This is a genomic window from Kribbella sp. NPDC050281 (assembly GCF_040655855.1).
GTDB lineage: Bacteria > Actinomycetota > Actinomycetes > Propionibacteriales > Kribbellaceae > Kribbella.
On sequence record NZ_JBFAKS010000015.1, the window covers coordinates 1 to 19,406 of the forward strand.

A 19,406-nucleotide genomic window follows, 5' to 3' on the forward strand; every position below is an offset into this window, starting at 1 on the left:
TTGTGTGGACCAAGACACTAGCTGCGCTATGTAACAAAGTATGTTCGCGTTCACTGTACGGTTCCCGGAATACGGTCAACCCCAGCCTCGCCGGCTGTCCGCGTAAGCGGATGTGTGTGGCTTGAGTGGTAGTGGTTGGTTGATATTTCGATAGAGTTTCGGTGGCCATAGCGTCGGGGAAACACCCAGTCTCCATTCCGAACCTGGAAGTTAAGCCCGACAGCGCCGATGGTACTGCGACCGGGAGGTCGTGGGAGAGTAGGACGCCGCCGGACATTCACACTGTTAAGGGCCACCCCACTTGGGGTGGCCCTTAACATATGTCCGGACAACTTCGGCACACGAGCCGCCTGCAGGGAAGCCCTCGATGGGGCTGATCGTTGTAGGTGGCGGTACGTTTGTCCGATTACTGCACTTCAGCATCGTTAGGAGTCACCGTGGCGACGCCACCTCGCAATCCTCACTCCGGTTCAGGGGACGGTCGCGGTTCCTCCGGAGGCAGCGGCCGTTCCGGCCGTGCCGGTGGTGGGCGCTCGGACTCCGGTTCCGGTCGTTCTGGGTTCGGTTCGGGTCGTTCCGGCTCTGGTGGCCCGCGCTCCTCAGGTGGTGGGCGTGCCGGCGGGACTGGTGGCTCCAACAGCTCTGGTGGGCCGCGCTCGTCTGGTGGTTATCGGGGTGCCTCGAGTCGCGGCGACGGACCACGGGCCGGCGGGCCACGTGGGGGTTCGCGTTCTGGTGGGTCTTACCGGGACGGGGATCGTGATGACGCACGTTCCGAGAACCGGCGGGGTTTTGCCGGCGGACGTGGCGATGACAAGGGCGACCGCGATCCGTTCGGTGGTCAGCTGTCCGGTCAGGGTGGCGGTGGACGCGGCTCTGGTCGGGACGACCGCTCTGGCGGTTACAACAGGGACGACCGAGGCGGTGCCGGCCGTAGTGCCGGCGGCGGCCGCGGTGGACCCCGTCGAGACGACCGTAACGAGCGCTCCGGCGACCGCGGCGGCTACCGCCGCGACGACAGGTCAGGCTCCGGCGACCGCAGCGGCTACCGCCGCGACGACCGGGGCGGCGACGATCGCGGTGGCTACCGACGGGATGACCGCGCTGGGCGCGACGACCGTGGTGGCTTCAAGCGTGACGAGCGTTCCGGGTCGGGGGATCGTGGCGGCTATCGCCGGGATGACCGTTCTGGGACCGGAGACCGCGGTGGGTATCGCGGGAATGACCGTTCCGGGTCGGGGGACCGCGGCGGGTATCGCGGGAATGACCGTTCCGGGTCGGGGGACCGCGGCGGGTATCGCGGGGATGACCGCGCTGGGGCTGGGGATCGCGGTGGTTATCGCCGTGATGAGCGTGGCGGCAGTCGGCGCGACGACCAGGGGTTCCGGCGTGATGAGCGTCCCGGTGCTGGTGATCGCGGTGGCTATCGCCGTGATGAGCGTGGCGGTGACGACCGCGGCGGCTACCGCCGCGACGACCGATCCGGACGCGACGACCGTGGCGGTGCTCGGCGGGACGACCGTTCCGGCTCTGGCGACAGAGGCGGGTTCCGTGGAGCTGACCGGTCTGGAGCTGACCGGTCTGGGGCCGGCGATCGGGGCGGATTCCGGCGTGATGAGCGTGGCGGGTCGCGGTCTGACGAGAGGTCTGGGCGGGGCGGTGCTCGTGGGGCAGGGCCGGCTCGTGGCGAACGTGGCGCGTTTCGGCGGGATGAGCGTGGGGGTGACTCGCGCGGCCGCGGTGGTTCTCAACGCGACGGTCGGGATGACCGCCGCGGTGGGTTCCGTCGGGACGAGCGTGGAGAGGAGAAGGCCGGCCCGCGTCGGGACGACCCGGCGATTCCGGAAGGGATCACCGGAGCCGAGCTCGACCGTGGCGTGAAGGCCGAGTTGCGGTCGTTGCCGCGGAGCCTCGCTGACCTCGTTGCGCAGCACCTGGTCGCGTCCGGGCGGCTCCTCGACGACGACCCCGAGCTCGCGTACAAGCACGCCCGCACCGCACGGCGGTTGGCCGCGCGGCTGGGCGGCGTACGGGAAGCTGTGGCGATCACGGCGTACCTGGCTGAGCATTACGACGAGGCGCTGACCGAGTTCCGGGCGGTACGGCGGATGACCGGGAACCATGAGGTTCTCGCGATGATGGCCGACTGCGAGCGGGCACTCGGGCGGCCGGACAAGGCGCTCGCGCTGGCGCGGGACAAGCACGTCCACGACGTGTCGGAGGCCACGCAGATCGAACTGCTGATCGTGGCGGCCGGTGCGCGCCGCGACATGAAGCAGCTCGCGGCCGCGATCCAGACACTCGAGGTGCCGGAACTCACCAAGCGCACGCGCGCCGAGTGGTTGCCGCGGCTGCGCTACGCGTACGCCGACGCCCTCGAAGCAGCGGGACGCACTGAAGACGCCCTCGAATGGTTCCACCGCGCCGCCGGCGCCGACGCCGACGGCTCCACCGGCGCCGCCGAACGAGCCGCCCAACTCGAAGGCCTGGAGTTCACCGACCTGGACGAAGACGACGACTACGACGAGCCCACCGACGAAGCAGACCTGGTGGACGAATCCGACCCCACCGACGCGCCGGAGCTGGCGGACGAAGCCGAGTCCACCGACGAAGCAGACCTGTTGGATGAAGCCGAGCTCACCGACGAGCGGGAGCTGCAGGACGACCCCGCCACGGCCGATGAAGCCGACCTGCCGGACGAATCCGAGCTCGCGGACGAGGCCGAGCTGGCGGACGAGGCCGAGCTGGCGGACGAATCCGAGCTCGCCGACGAGCCCGAGCCCGCCGACGAAGCCGACCTGTCCGATGAAGCTGAGCTCGTCGACGAAGACGACGTGCCCACCGACAAGGCAGAGCTGTCGGACGACTCGGCGCCGGCCGACGAAGCCGAGTCAACCGACGAGGGCGAGCTGGTAGACGAGCCGGCCGACACCGAAACGCCCGAGAAGCCCGAGAACTAAACCGCGTAGCGGCGCTCCGCGCGGCCGCGGGGAGCAGAGGAGCCTACGGCGGACTGGAGCTTGGCGCAGGCGCACCGGGTGGGTTTGCGCGGTGATGGGGAGCGGCACGGCGGGCGCTCGAACGTGGCGCAGCCGTGCTACACGCGCTTGCACGGCGGTGGAGGAGCGGCCACGGCCGGAGACAGCGCTGCGCGTCGCCGGGCGGTGGTGAGTGCGCACACGCCGGGCGCTGGAGCGTGATGCAGGCGCTTGCGGGGTGGTGGAGAGTGGCATGCCCCGAGGCTGCGTAGCCGGGCTGCGCGGCGAGCGGCGGCATGGTCGGAGCGTGTGTGCCGAAAGCCGATGGCCGAGACGTGCTGGGCGCCCGCGTGGGTGTCCGGCGGGACGGCTGGCGAGTCGGAGCCGCGTGAGTCCGCGATGTGATCGACGGCAGGGCGGAGCCTCGTGAGTGTGCGGTGCGACGGGCGGCACGCGGGGCTCGTGAATGTGCGGTGGGGATGGGCGGTGCGCGGGGGCTCGTGGGTTTGCGGTGGGAGGGGTGCGGGGGCACGGGAGCGAGACTGTGGGGCGTTGAGGTTCTGCTTGTTGGGTGGTGCGGGGAGAATGGGGTGATGGGTGAGAGTTTGGGTGGTTGGGCCGGGGCTTTGAGTGCGGAGGCTCCGGTGGGGGTGTTGGTGGGGAACGCGCTCACCAAGGGGGCTGCTCGGTTGCAGGGGGCGGTTTTGATGGTGGAGAAGGGTGAGGACGACGCCATCCACCAGGTTCGGGTTTCGTGCCGGCGGTTGCGGAGTGATCTGAAGCTGTTCCGGAAGTTGCTGGCGGGTGACTGGTCGAAGGAGTTGCGGAGCGACCTGTCTGCGTTGGCGAACGCGTGTGGGGAGGCCCGCGATCTCGAGGTGATCGCGGCGCTCGTTCGTGAGACCGCGAACAGCGAGGACGACGAGGAGCACGTCGAGACGATCCTGACGACGCTGACGGTGGGCCTCGATCGGGCTGCCAAGCGGTCGGCCGAGGTCGTGACCGGTGAGAGTACGGCGGAACTCCTGCAGACCCTCGAAGTGGTCGCGGCCGCGCCGGACCTCAAGCCCGACGCGAGCAAGCCCTGCGGCGAGGTCCTGCCCGAGCTGCTGGCCGCGGCGAACGAGACGTTCACGCAGGAAGCCGACAAGCTCAAGCCCTGGACAGTTGACGACCACTGGCACGAGGTGCGTCTGTTGGCCAAGAGAGTCCGGTACGCCGCCGACACCAGCGCAGCTGTGCTCGGTGACGAAGCGAAGGTGACCGCGACCCAGGCCGCCAAGTATCAGGAGTTGCTGGGCCAGCATCAGGACCACTGCGCCGCCGCAGACGCGCTGACCGCGATGGCAGCGGACGCAGCAGCCCAGGACGACCCAGAGCTCTCGTTCACCCTCGGCCGCCTCACAGAGCGCCACCGCGCCGCCCGCAGGCCCCTCCGCGAAGAGTTCCTGAGCCTCTACCACAGGCCCTAGCCGGTCACAGTGTCCGGAACAGCAGCCCGACCCGCGGCTTGGGGCCGAACGATGTTGCCTTCTGTGGCAGCACAACGCCTTGCGCGGCGGAGCGCAGTACCTGGTCCATCCGGGGCGCTGTGAGCTCCACAACCGCCTGCTGCGGACCAGCCAGCGCCAGAGCGTCTGACAGCGCGTGGTGGAAGCTGATGTCTTCCTCAACGACGCCCCACGCCGGCAGCAGCTCCCTATGCAGCATCGAGACAGTCGGAGCCTCCTGCCCAGCTGTTGACCGCACGGTCACCCAGCTGGACCCATCCGTCACCGCAATCCGGTCCGGTACACCTTCTACGCGTCCAGGCAGCACCTGCCAGCCGGCCGGCGTACGCGAGCGGACCGTGGCCAGGTCCAGACCCGGTATGACGCGGTGAATCGGGTCCAACGTGAGTGGGTGCCGGCTGTGGTCGACGAGCATGGCCAGACCGACCGACGCCCCGTGCCGCCCGGGCTCACGCTTCTGCCGTTCCAGGTACGCCGCGTAGCGGTGGTGGCCGTCGGCAATGAGCGCCTCGTGCTTCGACAGTTCGCCGGAGATGGTTGCCAGCACAGCGGGGTCCTCGATGCGCCAGATGCGGTGCAGGGCGGTGCCGTTCTGTGTCTCGGCTTCAACCCACGGCTCTCCGGCCCGTGCTGCGTCGACAGCGTCGCTGGCCGCGCCTCCGTCGGCGTACGCGAGCAGGATGGGCTCCAGGTCGGCGTCCGTCGCCTCCATCAGCTGGAGGCGGTCGTCGACCCAGTGCGGCATCACATCCTCGTGGGGCAGCACCACTCGGCGGGCCGGATCCAGGCTCAGTGACCCGACGAGGCCGCAGAGCACCGCGCTGCCCAGTTGCTGCTCGTACACGTAGAGGGCGGGCCGCGGGTCCTGCACAACCACACCGGCGCGTTGCCAACCGGCCAGCCGTCGGGCCGGCTCGTCGTACCGGCCGGAACCGAGCTCCGGATCGCGTGGAAGGATGAGCCTCACCATGTTGTGCAGATCAGAGTCAGTCAGCCGCCGGACGATGGCGGGTTCGAGTACGTCGTACGGCGGCGAGGTGACGGCGCCGAGCGCGCTCACCTTCCCGGCCACGAACCGCCAGGCACGCAGTGGGTCGAGTCGTAGCACGCTCCCCCTCGAATCCGGCATGGGCGGCATCGTACGGCGGGAAGCATGAGCGCGGAACGAACTGCGCCCGCGCCGCTGTCGGCGTGTGACGAACCGCTCGCCAGCCGGTACGACGTGGCGCTGCTCGACCTGGACGGTGTCGTCTACGTCGGGCCGGACCCGGTGCCGGACGCGCCGGAGAACCTGCGCAAGGCGTCCAAGGAGGGCATGCGGATCGGATACATCACCAACAACGCGAGCCGGCCGGCGCGAGTCGTTGCCGAGCACCTCGCGTCGTTCGGGCTGGAGGTGATCGCCGACGACGTGGTCACGTCCGCGCAGGCGGCGGCGAAGCTGGTCGCGAACGACTTCCCGCAGGGCTCACCGGTGCTCGTGGTCGGCGGGGAAGGGCTGTACTCCGCGCTGGAGGAGTACGGGATGAACCCGGTCCGGAGCAGCGACTCGCATCCGGTGGCGGTGGTTCAGGGATTCCACCCGGAGGTGAACTGGGTGATGCTCGCGGACGGCGCGCATGCGATCAACGAGGGCGCGAAGTGGTACGCGACCAACCTGGACCTGACCATCCCGACCGCGGCCGGCATGGCGCCGGGCAACGGGACGCTGGTACAGGCGATCCGGGCCGCCGTCGGCGTGGACCCGATCGTGGCGGGCAAGCCGGAGCCGCCGCTGCTGGAGACGAGCATCGAGCGGCTCGAGGCGAAGCGGCCGTTGATGATCGGAGACCGGCTGGACTCCGACATCGCGGGTGCGCACGCGGTCGGCATCGCGAGCCTGTGGGTCGCGACCGGTGTGAACGACCCGCACGACCTGGCGCGCGCGCCGAAGAACCAGCGTCCGACGTACATCGCGCCCGGCCTGGGGGCGTTGGCGGAGAAGCAGCCGGGTGTGACGGTCGAGGGTGGCAAGCACACGTGTGAGGGCTGGACTGCCGAGGTGGTGAACAATGCTGTGTCGGTGAAGGGCGAGGGCGCGCCGTACGACGGCCTGCGGGCGATCCTGTCCGCGGTGTGGGCCGCGGTCGACGCGCCGCCGAAGCCGGCCGCCAAGACGGCGAAAACCGCCGGCCGCAGCCGCCGGCCGCTGCCCAAGCCCGCTCCGACCCCCGACTCGATCGCCATCGACGCTGCGCTCCACCGGATCGGTCTGGAAACCTGAGGCGCTAAACCGCTCAAGGGCGGTGGCTGGGTGGTGTTGGGGTGGGGAGGCGATACCGTTGCTGGGACGAAGCGAGGAGGCAGTCATGGTTCTGGACGCACTGCGAGGCTACGTACAACTGGCGAGCGGACTGACCGAGGTCACCAGGCAGAGAGCCCAGGCGGCGGCGAAGGCGCTGCTGCAGCAGACCGGCGCGGACACGCTGACGACCGGGCTGACCAGCAAGGTGAGCGAGCTGACCGACGAGATCGTTGCCACCAGCAAGAGCAACCGTCAGCTGCTGCAGGCGATCGTGTCGAACGAGGTCGAGGGCGCGGTGGCGCGGCTCGGGTTCGTTCGCTCGGAGGAGGTCGCCGGGCTGACCCGCCGGGTGCAGAAGCTGGAGAGGGAGCTCGCCGAGGAGCGTGCCGCCGGCCCGGCCGAGGATGTCGCCGTACACGCACCGAAGCATCCGGCCAAGAAGGCCGCGGCGAAGAAGGCAGCGAAGAAGGCTGCCGCGAAGAAGGCGGCGGCCAAGAAGACGGCGAAGAAGGCGTGACGTGACCGAGCATCCTGGCGAGCAGTTCCCGCCGGACGTCGACCCCGACGTCGAGCCGGGGTTCGAGCCGCACCCGGCCGAGGAGGCGCCTGCCGTCCCCGACTACGACGCCGAGCCCGGCTCACAGAGCTTCGAGTACGCCGAAGAGCCAGGCGAGGCATCCGGCGACGAGTCCGCTGAGCCTGGGCATGTGGATCCGGCCGAGGTGGAGTTCGGGCCTGAGTTCGCGCGCGAGCCTGGGCAGGAGTACGACCACCCCTACGAAGCCGAATCAGCCGAACCCGAGCACCAAGCCGAACCGGAGCACCACGCCGAACCGGAACACCAGGCCGAGCCCGAGCACCATCAGGCCGAGGCCGAGCAGCACGAAGGTGAGGTGGGGCATCCGTTGGTGGATGAGGTGATGGGCCGGTTGGACGAGCTGCGCGAGCGGCCCGTGGACGAGCATGCCGAGGTGTACGCCGACCTGCACGAGCGACTGCAGAGTGCCTTGGTGGAAGCGGATGCCGAGCACGGCGACCGTGGCTGACCGGAAGGTCTGAGTGGCCAAAGGAGTCAAGCGATCCCGGCTGGACGCCGAGCTGGTACGACGCGGCCTGGCGCGGTCCCGGGAGCACGCGAGTGAGCTGATCGCGGCAGGCAAGGTGAAGGTGTCAGGCACCGTCGCCTCCAAGCCCGCGACCGGTGTCGGTGCCGACGCCCCGATCGTCGTCGACACCTCCGAAACCGACGACCCCGGCTACGCGAGCCGTGGCGCGCACAAGCTGGTCGGCGCGCTGGAGGCCTTCAGCGCCGTTCAGGTGAAGGGTCGCCGCTGTCTCGACGCGGGCGCGTCCACGGGCGGATTCACCGACGTACTGCTGCGCAACGAGGCAGCGCACGTGATCGCCGTCGATGTCGGCTACGGCCAGTTGGTGTGGTCGTTGCAGACCGACGAGCGGGTCACGGTGATGGATCGGACCAACGTCCGTACGCTCACGCTCGACGACATCGGCGGTGAACCGGTTGATCTCGTCGTCAGCGATCTCAGTTTCATCTCGCTCACGCTCGTGCTGCCCGCGCTGATCGGGGTGGTGACGCCGGACGGCGACCTGATGCTGATGGTGAAGCCGCAGTTCGAGGTCGGCAAGGAGCGGCTCGGCAAGGGCGGGGTCGTCCGCGACCCGGAGTTGCGCGCGGACGCGGTCCGGAGCGTCGCGGCCAAGGCCCAGGAACTCGGCTGGGGTATTCAGGGAGTGGCAGCCAGCCCGTTGCCTGGTCCGTCAGGAAATGTCGAATACTTCCTGTGGATACGCCGGAATGCACCGCCTCTCGATGAGACGATGCTCCAGACCGCCATCGAGCGCGGTCCGCAGTGAAGGAGGCAGGGTGGTAGAGCACGAGCCGCGGCGCGTGCTGGTGGTGACGCACACCGGCCGGGAGCAGGCGGTCGAGGTGGCCCGGGCGGCGCACCGGTTGCTGACCGACGCCGGTCTGCAGGTCCGCCTGCTCGGCGACGAGGCCGAGGCGCTGAAGCTCGAGCCGGCCGAGGTCGTCGACGACCACGAGAAGGCTGCGCTGGACGTCGAGCTGATCATGGTGCTCGGCGGTGACGGCTCGATCCTGCGCGGTGCCGAGCTGGCCCGCCCGCACGGTACGCCGGTGCTCGGGGTGAACCTGGGCCATGTCGGGTTCCTGGCCGAGGCCGAGGTGGACGACCTGGAGCGGATCGTCCAGGTGGTGGTCGATCGCAGCTACACGGTCGAGGAGCGGATGACGCTGGCGGTCGAGGTCCGGCTGGCCGGCGAGCTGATCTTCGACACCTGGGCGCTGAACGAGGCGAGCATCGAGAAGGCGGCCCGCGAGAAGATGCTCGAAGTGCTGGTGGAGGTGGACGACCGGCCGCTGTCTCGCTGGGGCTGCGACGGCGTCGTGGTGGCGACACCCACCGGCAGTACGGCGTACGCGTTCTCCGCAGGTGGTCCGATCGTCTGGCCTGAGGTCGAGGCGATCCTGATGGTGCCGCTGAGCGCGCACGCACTGTTCTCCCGGCCGATCGTGGTGGCACCGACGTCGCGGCTGTCGATCGAGCTGGTCCCGTCCTGGCATGGTCGCGGTGTGCTGTGGTGCGACGGCCGCCGGATGGTCGAGGTGCCGCCGGGTGCCGAGATCGAGGTCCGCCGCGGCACGACCCCGGTCCGGCTGGCCCGGGCCCACGAGGCGCCCTTCACCGACCGGCTGGTGGCCAAGTTCGACCTCCCGGTGCTCGGCTGGCGCGGCGCCGCCGAGCGCAAACGCAACGGCAACACCAACGGCAAGACCAACAGCAACGGCGACAACGGCAACGGCAGCAACAGCCAACAGGAGACCTGATGCTCTCTGAGATCCGCATCACCGGGCTGGGCGTGATCGAGGACGCCACGCTGGACCTCGATCCGGGGTTCACCGCGGTGACCGGCGAGACCGGTGCGGGCAAGACGATGGTCGTGACCGGCGTGAACATGCTGCTCGGCGGCCGTGCGGACAGCGGCCTGGTGCGGCACGGGACCCGTCGCGCCCGGGTCGAGGGCCGGGCCAGCGGCGTGCCGAAGTCGATCGTGCAGCAGGCCGAGGACCGCGGTGGCGAGCTGGACGACGACGAGTTGCTGATCGCCCGTGAGCTGTCCGCCGAGGGTCGCTCCCGTGCGTTCCTGGGCGGTGCGTCCGTTCCGGTGTCCGTGCTGGGCGAGGTGTCCGGCGATCTGGTCGCGATCCACGGCCAGGCGGACCAGTGGCGGCTGCTGCAGCCCGCACGGCAGCGCGAGACTCTCGACACCTTCGCCGGGAAGCCGCTGCTCGTGCCCTTGCAGGAGTACGTCGCTGCCTACAAGCGCCACCGCCAGGTCGAGGCCGAGCTCATCGAGCTGACCACGCGCCAGCGTGATCGACTGGCCGAGGCGGACCTGCTGCGATTCGGCCTCGACGAGGTCGCGAAGGCCGAGCCACTGCCGGGCGAGGACACCGAGCTCGCCGCCGAGGAGGACCGTCTCGCGTACGCCGATGGCCTGCGTACGGCGGCGACCACGGCAGCCGACGCGCTGGCCTCCGAAGAGGACCAGGACTCCACCCGGCCGAATGACGTACTCGGTCTGCTCGCCCTCACCAAGCAGGTGCTGGACGCGGAACGCGAGCACGACCAGAAGCTCGCGGATCTCGCGGACCGGGCCGGCGAGCTCGGTTACCTGGCAGCTGATCTGGCCGGCGAGCTCTCGTCGTACGCCGCCGATGTGGACACCGATCCGGCGCGGCTGGCGGTGGTGAGCGAGCGGCGGGCGTTGCTGACCAGCCTGGTCCGCAAGTACGGCGCTGAGCAGGGCACTGTGGACGAGGTGCTCGACTGGACAAAGCGGTCCGCATCCAGACTGGCCGACCTGGACGGCAGCGACGAGCGCGTCGAGCTCCTGACCGCTGAGCTGTCCGAGCTCGACGCGAAGCTCGCGGAGCTCGGCCGGCAGATGCGGGAAGCGCGGATCGAGGCGGCCGAGCGACTCGGTGTCGCAGTGTCCGAGGAGCTGACCGGACTGGCGATGCCGCACGCGAAGCTGTCGGTCGAGGTGCACGAGACCACGGCCGGGCCGTTCGGCATCGACGAGGTCGAGTTCTGCTTCGCGGCGAACCCGGGCAGCCCGGCTCGCCCGCTGCAGAAGGCCGCGTCCGGCGGTGAGCTGTCCCGGGTGATGCTCGCGCTCGAGGTGATCCTGTCCGACACGCATCCGGTGCCGACGCTGGTGTTCGACGAGATCGACGCCGGGATCGGAGGCCGGGCCGCGGTCGAGGTCGGCAAGCGGCTGGCCCGGCTGGCGGAGAAGACGCAGGTGATCGTGGTGACGCACCTGCCGCAGGTCGCCGCGTTCGCGGACCGTCACGCTGTGGTGCTGAAGAGCGACGACGGTTCGGTCACCACAAGTGGTCTGGTCGCGCTGGACGAGGACGCGCGGCTGAAGGAACTCTCCCGGATGATGGCCGGCCTGGAGAATTCCGACGCCGCCCAGGCGCACGCCGAAGAATTGCTCGCGCTCGCCGCCGAACGGCACACACCGCGGAAGAAGAATCGTCCCAAAGGATGATTTGACGCACAGTCACCGTTAATTCAGTGCGTGAAGGAGGCCCCGCGCGGGTAAATGGACCGGATAGGGGCTCTTGACATGGCAGGATGAGAGCGCGATGAAACTGCCCAGCCTGCGGAGAGCACGACCCACTGAACTGCCCGGGACCACCGGTGTGGTCCGGCTCGATCGCCGTACCAAGAATCTCACCAAACGGCTCAAGCCGGGCGAGATCGCCGTCATCGACCATGTCGACCTGGACCGGGTCAGCGCCGAGGCGCTGGTCGACTGCCGGGTCGCTGCCGTCGTGAACGTCGCCGACTCGATCAGCGGCCGCTACCCGAACCTCGGCCCGGAGATCCTCGTCGAGGCCGGGATCCCGCTGGTGGACGGGGTCGGCCGCGAGGTGTTCTCGGTGCTGCACGAGGGCGAGCGGGTCCGGCTGAACGAGGGCTCGCTGTACCGCGGCGAGGAAGTCGTCGCCAAGGGCATCACGCAGGACAGCATGTCGGTCGCGGAGCTGATGGACGAAGCCCGATCCGGACTGTCCACGCAGCTCGAGGCGTTCACCGCCAACACGCTGGAGTATCTGCGCCGCGAACGTGATCTGCTCCTCGACGGTGTCGGCGTACCGGACATCCATACGCCGATGGACGGTAAGCACGTGCTGATCGTGGTCCGCGGGTACGACTACCGCGAGGACCTGGTCGCGCTGCGGTCGTACATCCGCGAGTACCGGCCGGTGCTGATCGGGGTCGACGGCGGCGCGGACGCGCTGGTGGAGAACGGTTACGTCCCCGACCTGATCGTCGGCGACATGGACTCGGTCAAGGACGAGACGCTGAAGAGCGGCGCCGAGGTGGTCGTGCACGCGTACCGCGACGGCCGCGCGCCTGGCTCGGAGCGGCTGGAGCGGCTCGGCGTGGACTCGATCGAGTTCCCGGCGGCCGGCACCAGCGAGGACGTCGCGATGCTGATGGCCGATTCCAAGGGCGCCTCGCTGATCGTCGCGGTCGGCACCCACAACTCGCTGGTGGAGTTCCTCGACAAGGGACGCCCCGGCATGTCGAGCACCTTCATCACCCGGTTGCGGGTCGGTGCCAAGCTGGTGGACGCCAAGGGTGTCAGCCGGCTGTACCGCAGCCGGGTGTCCACCCTCCAGGTGGTCGCGCTGGCTGTGGCCGGCCTGTTCGCGCTCGGCATGGCCTTGGTCGCCGCCGGCGCCGACGACGTGCTGTGGTCGATCCTGCGGGCGCGCTGGAGCGACTTCGTCTACTGGATCCGGGAGCTGTTCACGTGATCGACTTTCGCTACCACATCGTCTCGATCGTGGCGATCTTCTTCGCCCTCGGCGCCGGTGTGGTGCTGGGCGCCGGACCGCTGAAGGGCACCGGCAGCGAGCTCGTCCAGAGCCAGGCCGAGAAGGACCGCCAGCAGCTCGCCGACGCGCGGGCCGAGCTGGTCCAGGTGAAGGCGCTGGACAAGTACCGCGACGACTTCGTCGCCAAGGTCACTGCCGGGCTCACCGACGGCAAGCTGGACGGCAAGCGGGTCGTGGTCGTGACCATGCCGGGCGCCGACGGCGATCTGACCAACGGGCTGCAGGACGAGCTGGAGCGGGCCGGCGGCCAGGTGACCACGCGGGTCTCGCTGGACGCCAAGCTGTTCGACCCCGGTCAGCGTCAGCTGGTCGAGCCGCTCGTGACCGATCTGGTCACCGCGGACACGCCGTTCCCGCCGGACAGTACGACGTACGAGCGGGCCGGGCTCATCCTGGCGCGCGGTGTCGCGGCCAAGGAAGAGGGCAGGCCGGCCGACGCCGAGTCGACCAAGATCCTCAGCGGGCTGACCGGCGCCAAGCTGCTGTCGCTGAAGCCGTCGCAGATCAAGGACCGGGCCAGCCTGATCGTCGTGGTCGCCGCGAAGCCGCCTACCCCGACGCCGGACAACTCGTCGTACAGCGACGCGGTGGACTTCATCACCGGCCTCGACCAGGCCAGTGGCGGCGTCGTGGTGGCCGGTACGCCGGACACCGCGCAGAACGGTGGCCTCCTCAAGGCCTTGCGGAGTGACTCCGAGGCCACGAAGATCGTTTCCTCTGTGGACGTGGCCGACATCCCCTCCGGTCAGATGACTGTTGTCTTCGCGCTGGCCGAGCAGGCGACTGGCAAGGCGGGGCAGTACGGCGCCATGGACGCGAAGAACGGCGTAGCGCCGTCGGCCGTACAGACGAAGGACAACTGACGTGGGAATTCTGAGCGCTGCCGTCGCGGCAGCCGCCACCGCTGCGCTCGAGCGCGCCGCGGAGAAACTGCCCAAGGAGAACCGGGAGCCGTTCGAGCGGACGAACCACCGGGGCGAATCGGTCACCCTGCTGGAGGGTCCGATCGCGGTCCTCGGCGCACTGGCCGGTGTAGCCGCCGCCGGGAAGACGCCGGGCAAGGTGAAGGCCGCCGCGATCCTGGCGGGCTCGGTCTCCGGCGCGGTCGGCGCGTACGACGATCTGCGCGGGACCACGCAGGCCAAGGGGTTCCGCGGCCACCTCAGTGCGTTGAAGCGCGGTGAGGTGACCAGTGGCGCGGTGAAGATCCTCGGTGTCGGCGCCGCCGGCCTTGCCGCCGCGGCGCTGCTGCCGCGGAAGTCGACCGGGGTGAAGGCGCTGGCCGGTGTCGTTGCCGACGGCGCCTTGATCGCGGGTACGGCGAACCTGACGAACCTGCTGGACCTGCGGCCGGGCCGCGCGCTGAAGGCCGTCGCCGCGGTGAACGCTCCGCTGGCGGCCGTGAACGGTCCGGCCGGCGCCGTCGTCGGTGCGGCTGTCGCCTCGGCGCCGTCCGACCTGGGTGAGCGCTCGATGCTCGGCGACTGCGGCGCGAACGGTCTGGGCGCGATCACCGGGACCGCGCTGGCCGCGTCGTTGCCGCGGCCGTTGAAGACGCTGGCGCTGGCCGCGGTCGTCGCCCTGAACCTGGCCAGCGAGAAGGTCAGCTTCACCAAGGTCATCGCCGAGAACCCGGTGCTGGACAAGATCGACCAGTGGGGCCGACGACCCAGGTGAGCACGGGCGGTCGGGTCGCCCGCGCCGCACTGCTGATCGCCGCGGTGACCGTGCTGGCGCGGGTAGTGGGATTCGGCCGCTGGCTGGTGTTCTCCAAGACTGTCGGCGCGGGTTGCCTGGCCGAGGCCTACGCGACCGCCAACCAGCTTCCCAACATCCTCTTCGAGGTCGTCGCCGGCGGAGCGCTGGCCGGTGCAGTGATCCCGGTGCTGGCTGGCCCAGTGCTGCGTGGCGATCGCGCCGCACAGGGCCGGATCATCGGCGCGCTGATGTCCTGGTCGTTCGTGCTGCTGGCGCCGTTCGCCTTGCTGTCGTGGGTTCTGGCGTCCAGCTACACAGGTGCGATGCTCGATCCCGGTGCGGAGTGCGCCGGTACCACCGCAACCGCGACGCGCATGCTGGTGATCTTCGTGCCGCAGGTGTTCGGTTACGCGATCGCTGTGATCGCGACCGCCGTTCTCCAGTCCCACAAGCGCTTCGCAGCCGGCGCGTTGGCGCCGCTCATCTCGAGCCTGGTGGTCGTTGCCACCTACCTTCTCTTCGCGGCGTACGCTCCTGACGCGGATGCGGCGTCGCGCGGTGCCACCAGTCTCCTGGCCTGGGGAACCACAGCCGGCGTTGCCGCGCTCGCACTCACGGTGCTGATCCCGATGCTGACGCTGCGCTTGCCGATCAGGCCCACTCTGCGGTTGGACCCTGGTGTCGGTCCAGTACTGCGCAGGCTCGCGCTGGCCGGTCTCGCCGTACTGATCGCGCAGCAGCTCACGTTCGTCGTCACTACCTATCTGGCCAACCACAGAGGCGTTGCGGGCAGCATTGCCGTCTACTCCTGGGCGAACGCGGTCTACCTGCTGCCATACGCCGTACTGGCCGTGCCGATCACCACAGCGGTGTTTCCGCGGCTCGCTGCGGCGTTCGACGCGGGGGAGCGCTTCGAGGTCTACGCCTCTGCGTCGACGCGCGCAGTCATGCTGGCCGGTGGGGCCGGCGCCGCGCTGCTCGTCGGTACAGCGGTTCCGGTCGCGAGGATCTTCGCGTACGACGACGGCGCGGTGCAGGAGGCCCGGGCGACGTCACTGGGCAACGCTCTGGTCGCCTTCGGTCCAGCGGTCATCGGATTCGCGGTGCTGATGCACGTCGGCCGCGTGCTCTACGCACGGCACGCGGGCCGCGAGGTCGCTGTGGTCACGTCTGGCGCGTGGCTGCTGGTGGCTGTGGCCGGTGTGGTTCTGACGACGTCATGGGACGCCGTTCCCGCGCTGGCGGCCGCGATGTCGGTCGGCATGGTCGTCGGTGCGGTCGTCCTGGTGGTGGTCCTGTGGCGTGAGGTCGGTCCAGCCGTCCTGGCCGGACTGACGCGTGCCACGCTGGCTGCGCTGGTTGGCGCCGTACTGGCTGGTGCCGCGGGCTGGGCGGTCGCTCTGCCCGCCGCCGACGCCGGAGTGGGCCGAGCACTCGTGTTCGCGGTCCTCGCCGGCCTGGCCGTTGTCATCGTGTACGCCGCCGTCGCGGTCGCACTGGATCGCGCGGACACCGTCGCACTGCTCCGCCGGAATCTCGTAGAGGAGACGCAATGAGGATCGGCCTGCTGCTCGCGGAGTCGCGGGGTGGCATCGGGCAGCACGTCGCCTCACTGGTACCGCGGTTCGTGGCAGCCGGCCACGAGGTCGTCGTGTGCGCACCGCCCGGTACTGCGGAGCACTTCGACTTCGGTGCTGCCACGGTCGTGACGCAGGCGACCGCGCTCCGCGGGTCCGATGTGATCCACGCTCATGGCTACCGCGCCGGCATGGCCGCACTGCGGGACCGGTCGCGGCTACGGCCGCTGGTCGTCACCTGGCACAACGCGGTGATCGCGCCCGGACCGCGCGGACTGGTCATGCGGCTGGGCCAGAGGCTCGTGGCCAAGGGCGCGGACCTGACTCTAGGAGCCTCTAGCGACCTGGTGGATCTGGCGAAGAGCCTAGGCGCCCGGCAGGCGCGGCTGGCGCCCGTCGCGGCTCCAGCGCTCCCAGAGGTCCGTACGCCGGCCGCCGACGTACGTCAGGCACTCGGACTCGGCGACCAGCCTCTTGTGGTCACTGTGGGTCGCCTGGCGCCGCAGAAGGACTACCCGACCCTGCTCTCCGTGGCTGCCCGGGTGCACGAGTCCACCCCGGACGCCGTGTTCGTGGTTGTAGGCGACGGACCGCTGCGTGACAACCTGCAGGCGCGGATCGACGCTGAGCAACTGCCGGTGCGATTGCTGGGACACCGGTCCGACGTGGCTGACCTCCTCGGCGCGGCCGACGTCTTCCTGCTCACCTCCCACTGGGAGGCCCGCGCCCTGGTCCTCCAGGAGGCGATGCAGGTCGGCGTACCGGTGGTGGCCACGGCGGTCGGCGGCGTACCCGAGCTGGTCGGCGACAGCGCCGTACTGGCGTTCCCCGGCGATGCGGACGGGTTGGCCGACGGGGTGAGGGCGGTGCTGGCCGAGCCCGACACGGCGAACGCTATGCGGACGCGAGGCCGGGAGTTGGCCGCCAGATGGCCGGACGAAGACGCCGTGGCGAAGAATCTGCTCGACATCTATGCGGGTCTCGTTTCGACCACCCCTTGACAACAGGTAGGCTGAAGGCCCGTGGACAGGGCTTCGAACTCCCAGCAGACCAAGCACGTTTTCGTCACCGGTGGTGTGGCGTCCAGCCTCGGCAAGGGGCTGACAGCGTCAAGCCTCGGCAGTCTGCTGACGGCACGGGGCATCCGGGTCACCATGCAGAAGCTGGATCCGTATCTCAACGTGGATCCCGGCACCATGAATCCGTTCCAGCACGGCGAGGTGTTCGTCACCAACGACGGCGCCGAGACCGACCTGGACATCGGGCACTACGAGCGTTTCCTCGACCGCGACCTGTCCCAGGTCGCCAATGTCACGACCGGCCAGGTCTACTCCAGCGTGATCGCCAAGGAGCGCCGCGGTGAGTACCTCGGCGACACCGTGCAGGTCATCCCGCACATCACCAACGAGATCAAGGAACGGATGCTGGCGATGGCCGGCTCGGATGTCGACGTCGTCCTGCACGAGATCGGCGGCACCGTCGGCGACATCGAGTCGCTGCCGTTCCTCGAGGCGGCCCGTCAGGTCCGGCACGACGTCGGGCGGGACAACGTCTTCTTCCTGCACATCTCCCTGATCCCGTACCTGGCGCCCAGCGGTGAGCTGAAGACCAAGCCGACCCAGCACTCGGTCGCCGCGCTGCGCTCGATCGGTATCGCCCCGGACGCGGTCGTCTGCCGCGCCGACCGGCCGATCCCGGACGGCGTGAAGCGGAAGATCTCGCTGATGTGCGACGTCGACCAGGAGGCCGTGGTCGCGGCCGTCGACTCGCCGAGCATCTACGACATCCCCAAGGTCCTGCACACCGAGGGCCTCGACGCGTACGTCGTACGCCGGCTGAACCTGCCGTTCCGCGACGTCGACTGGACGCGCTGGGACGAGTTGCTGCGGGTCGTGCACCACCCGAAGGACGACGTCACCGTGGCGCTGGTCGGCAAGTACATCGACCTGCCGGACGCGTACCTCTCGGTCGCGGAGGCGCTGCGGGCGGGCGGCTTCGACAACGACGCGCGGGTGAACCTGCGCTGGATCGCGTCCGACGAGTGCGCCACCCCGGAGGCGGCCGCGCGGCTGCTCGGTGACGTCGACGCAGTCTGCATCCCGGGCGGCTTCGGCGTCCGTGGCATCGAGGGCAAGATCGGCGCGATCCGGTACGCCCGCGAGCAGGGCATCCCGATCCTCGGCCTGTGCCTCGGCCTGCAGTGCATGGTGATCGAGGTGGCTCGCGACCTGGCCGGCTTGGTAGAGGCGAACTCCAGCGAGTTCGACCCGGACGCCGAGCAGCCGGTGATCGCGACCATGGAAGAGCAGAAGCACATCGTCTCCGGCTCCGGCGACCTCGGCGGCACCATGCGGCTCGGCCTCTACCCGGCGAACCTGGCCGACGGCTCGATCGTCCGCGACCTGTACGGCGCTCCGTCAGTGCAGGAGCGGCACCGGCACCGGTACGAGGTGAACAACGCCTACCGGGACAAGCTGGAGACCGCCGGCCTGGTGTTCAGCGGATTGTCCCCGGACAACGAGCTGGTCGAGTTCATCGAGCTGGACCGGTCGCAGCACCCGTACTTCGTCGCCACTCAGGCTCACCCCGAGCTGCGGTCCCGGCCGACCAAGCCGCACCCGCTGTTCTCCGGCCTGGTCGCCGCGGCGCTCGTCCGCCAGCGCGAGTCCCGGCTGCCGGTCGAGGAGCCCGCCGTCGCCAAGAAGACCGCGGCCAAGGCCAAGCCAGAAGCGGTCAAGGCTCGATGAAGGAGCACCCCGAGCTGCGGTTCGGCGGCGGGCTGGAGGACGTCCCCGAGCGGTGGCCGGTCTCCTCGTCCGAGGTGGTGCACGAGACCGGCCGGGTGATCTCGGTACGGCGCGACACCGTGCAGCCGGACGGTCGCGACTCGTTCGTGCGTGATGTGGTCGTCCACCCCGGCGCTGTCGGGGTGGTGGCCCTGGACGGCGCCAACCGGATGCTGCTGGTCCGCCAGTACCGGCACCCGGTCGGCTACCGGCTGCTGGAGCCGCCCGCGGGGTTGCTCGACGTACAGGGTGAGCAGTACCGGCTCGGCGCGGAACGGGAGCTGTGGGAGGAGACCGGCACGAAGGCCGCCGACTGGCGGGTGCTCGTCGACGCCTTCACCTCACCCGGCCTCACCGACGAAGCGATCCGCATCTTCCTGGCCCGCGACCTGTCCGAGGCCCCCGAGGCCTTCGAACGCCGCCACGAGGAGGCGGACATGGAGACGGTCTGGGCCCCCTTGGTCGACGTCGTCGGCGCCGCCCTGGCCGGCCATCTCCACAACCCCATCCTCGTCATGGGTTCCCTCGCCGCCTGGACCGCCCTCAACGGCCCCGGCTTCGACTCCCTCCGCCCCGCCGACGCCCCCTGGCCCGCCAAGGACCACTGACG

17 protein-coding genes and 1 rRNA gene are annotated in these 19,406 nt (G+C 69.8%); 17 read left to right on the forward strand and 1 reads right to left on the reverse strand.

Annotation, left to right across the window (positions count from 1 at the left end):
* The first annotated feature begins 157 nt into the window (after positions 1 to 157).
* The 4 genes from rrf to AB0I34_RS17885 all read left to right on the forward strand — a co-directional run bounded on the left by rrf (position 158) and on the right by AB0I34_RS17885 (position 4,450).
* Positions 158 to 275, forward strand: a 5S ribosomal RNA gene (gene rrf, locus AB0I34_RS17870).
* A gap of 535 nt (positions 276 to 810) precedes the next feature.
* Positions 811 to 1,881, forward strand: a complete 1,071-nt coding sequence (locus tag AB0I34_RS17875; protein ID WP_360446272.1) for a hypothetical protein — start codon at positions 811 to 813, stop codon at positions 1,879 to 1,881.
* Complete coding sequence (locus AB0I34_RS17880) at positions 1,878 to 2,960, forward strand: hypothetical protein (RefSeq protein ID WP_360446274.1); 1,083 nt, start codon at positions 1,878 to 1,880, stop codon at positions 2,958 to 2,960. Before AB0I34_RS17875 ends, AB0I34_RS17880 begins: the two co-directional genes overlap by 4 nt.
* A gap of 662 nt (positions 2,961 to 3,622) precedes the next feature.
* Positions 3,623 to 4,450, forward strand: a complete 828-nt coding sequence (locus AB0I34_RS17885) for a CHAD domain-containing protein (protein ID WP_360446275.1) — start codon at positions 3,623 to 3,625, stop codon at positions 4,448 to 4,450.
* A gap of 4 nt (positions 4,451 to 4,454) precedes the next feature.
* Here the strand turns inward: AB0I34_RS17885 and AB0I34_RS17890 are convergent, their stop codons facing one another.
* On the reverse strand, positions 4,455 to 5,618 hold the full coding sequence (locus AB0I34_RS17890) for a DUF1015 domain-containing protein (protein ID WP_360446277.1): 1,164 nt from the start codon (positions 5,616 to 5,618) through the stop codon (positions 4,455 to 4,457).
* A gap of 24 nt (positions 5,619 to 5,642) precedes the next feature.
* Between AB0I34_RS17890 and AB0I34_RS17895 the strand changes: the two genes are divergently transcribed.
* The 13 genes from AB0I34_RS17895 to AB0I34_RS17955 all read left to right on the forward strand — a co-directional run bounded on the left by AB0I34_RS17895 (position 5,643) and on the right by AB0I34_RS17955 (position 19,404).
* Positions 5,643 to 6,752, forward strand: a complete 1,110-nt coding sequence (locus AB0I34_RS17895; protein ID WP_360446279.1) for an HAD-IIA family hydrolase — start codon at positions 5,643 to 5,645, stop codon at positions 6,750 to 6,752.
* Between the two features lie 85 nt (positions 6,753 to 6,837).
* Positions 6,838 to 7,290, forward strand: coding sequence for a polyhydroxyalkanoate synthesis protein PhaF (locus tag AB0I34_RS17900; protein ID WP_360446281.1), 453 nt, complete (start codon positions 6,838 to 6,840; stop codon positions 7,288 to 7,290).
* A 1-nt stretch (position 7,291) separates the two neighbouring features.
* Complete coding sequence (locus AB0I34_RS17905) at positions 7,292 to 7,819, forward strand: hypothetical protein (protein WP_360446283.1); 528 nt, start codon at positions 7,292 to 7,294, stop codon at positions 7,817 to 7,819.
* Between the two features lie 13 nt (positions 7,820 to 7,832).
* A complete protein-coding gene (locus AB0I34_RS17910) occupies positions 7,833 to 8,648 on the forward strand; it encodes a TlyA family RNA methyltransferase (RefSeq protein ID WP_360446285.1) in 816 nt (271 codons plus the stop codon).
* Positions 8,649 to 8,658: 10 nt separating this feature from the next.
* Positions 8,659 to 9,642 carry an NAD kinase gene (locus AB0I34_RS17915; protein WP_360446287.1) on the forward strand — a complete coding sequence of 328 codons (984 nt, stop codon included), beginning with the start codon at positions 8,659 to 8,661 and terminating at the stop codon, positions 9,640 to 9,642.
* Positions 9,642 to 11,375: a DNA repair protein RecN gene (recN, locus tag AB0I34_RS17920; RefSeq protein ID WP_360446289.1), complete on the forward strand. Its 1,734-nt coding sequence runs from the start codon at positions 9,642 to 9,644 to the stop codon at positions 11,373 to 11,375. Before AB0I34_RS17915 ends, recN begins: the two co-directional genes overlap by 1 nt.
* Positions 11,376 to 11,472: 97 nt before the next feature.
* Positions 11,473 to 12,654: a putative cytokinetic ring protein SteA gene (steA, locus tag AB0I34_RS17925; protein WP_360446291.1), complete on the forward strand. Its 1,182-nt coding sequence runs from the start codon at positions 11,473 to 11,475 to the stop codon at positions 12,652 to 12,654.
* On the forward strand, positions 12,651 to 13,598 hold the full coding sequence (locus AB0I34_RS17930; RefSeq protein ID WP_360446293.1) for a copper transporter: 948 nt from the start codon (positions 12,651 to 12,653) through the stop codon (positions 13,596 to 13,598). Before steA ends, AB0I34_RS17930 begins: the two co-directional genes overlap by 4 nt.
* Position 13,599: 1 nt before the next feature.
* On the forward strand, positions 13,600 to 14,412 hold the full coding sequence (locus AB0I34_RS17935; protein ID WP_360446295.1) for a hypothetical protein: 813 nt from the start codon (positions 13,600 to 13,602) through the stop codon (positions 14,410 to 14,412).
* Positions 14,391 to 15,989: a lipid II flippase MurJ gene (locus AB0I34_RS17940; RefSeq protein ID WP_360446296.1), complete on the forward strand. Its 1,599-nt coding sequence runs from the start codon at positions 14,391 to 14,393 to the stop codon at positions 15,987 to 15,989. The genes AB0I34_RS17935 and AB0I34_RS17940 overlap by 22 nt, the downstream gene beginning before the upstream one ends.
* Positions 15,986 to 17,011 carry a glycosyltransferase family 4 protein gene (locus tag AB0I34_RS17945; protein WP_360446298.1) on the forward strand — a complete coding sequence of 342 codons (1,026 nt, stop codon included), beginning with the start codon at positions 15,986 to 15,988 and terminating at the stop codon, positions 17,009 to 17,011. The genes AB0I34_RS17940 and AB0I34_RS17945 overlap by 4 nt, the downstream gene beginning before the upstream one ends.
* A gap of 21 nt (positions 17,012 to 17,032) precedes the next feature.
* A complete protein-coding gene (locus AB0I34_RS17950; RefSeq protein ID WP_360446300.1) occupies positions 17,033 to 18,757 on the forward strand; it encodes a CTP synthase in 1,725 nt (574 codons plus the stop codon).
* Positions 18,754 to 19,404: an NUDIX hydrolase gene (locus tag AB0I34_RS17955; RefSeq protein WP_360446302.1), complete on the forward strand. Its 651-nt coding sequence runs from the start codon at positions 18,754 to 18,756 to the stop codon at positions 19,402 to 19,404. Before AB0I34_RS17950 ends, AB0I34_RS17955 begins: the two co-directional genes overlap by 4 nt.
* Positions 19,405 to 19,406: the final 2 nt, after the last annotated feature.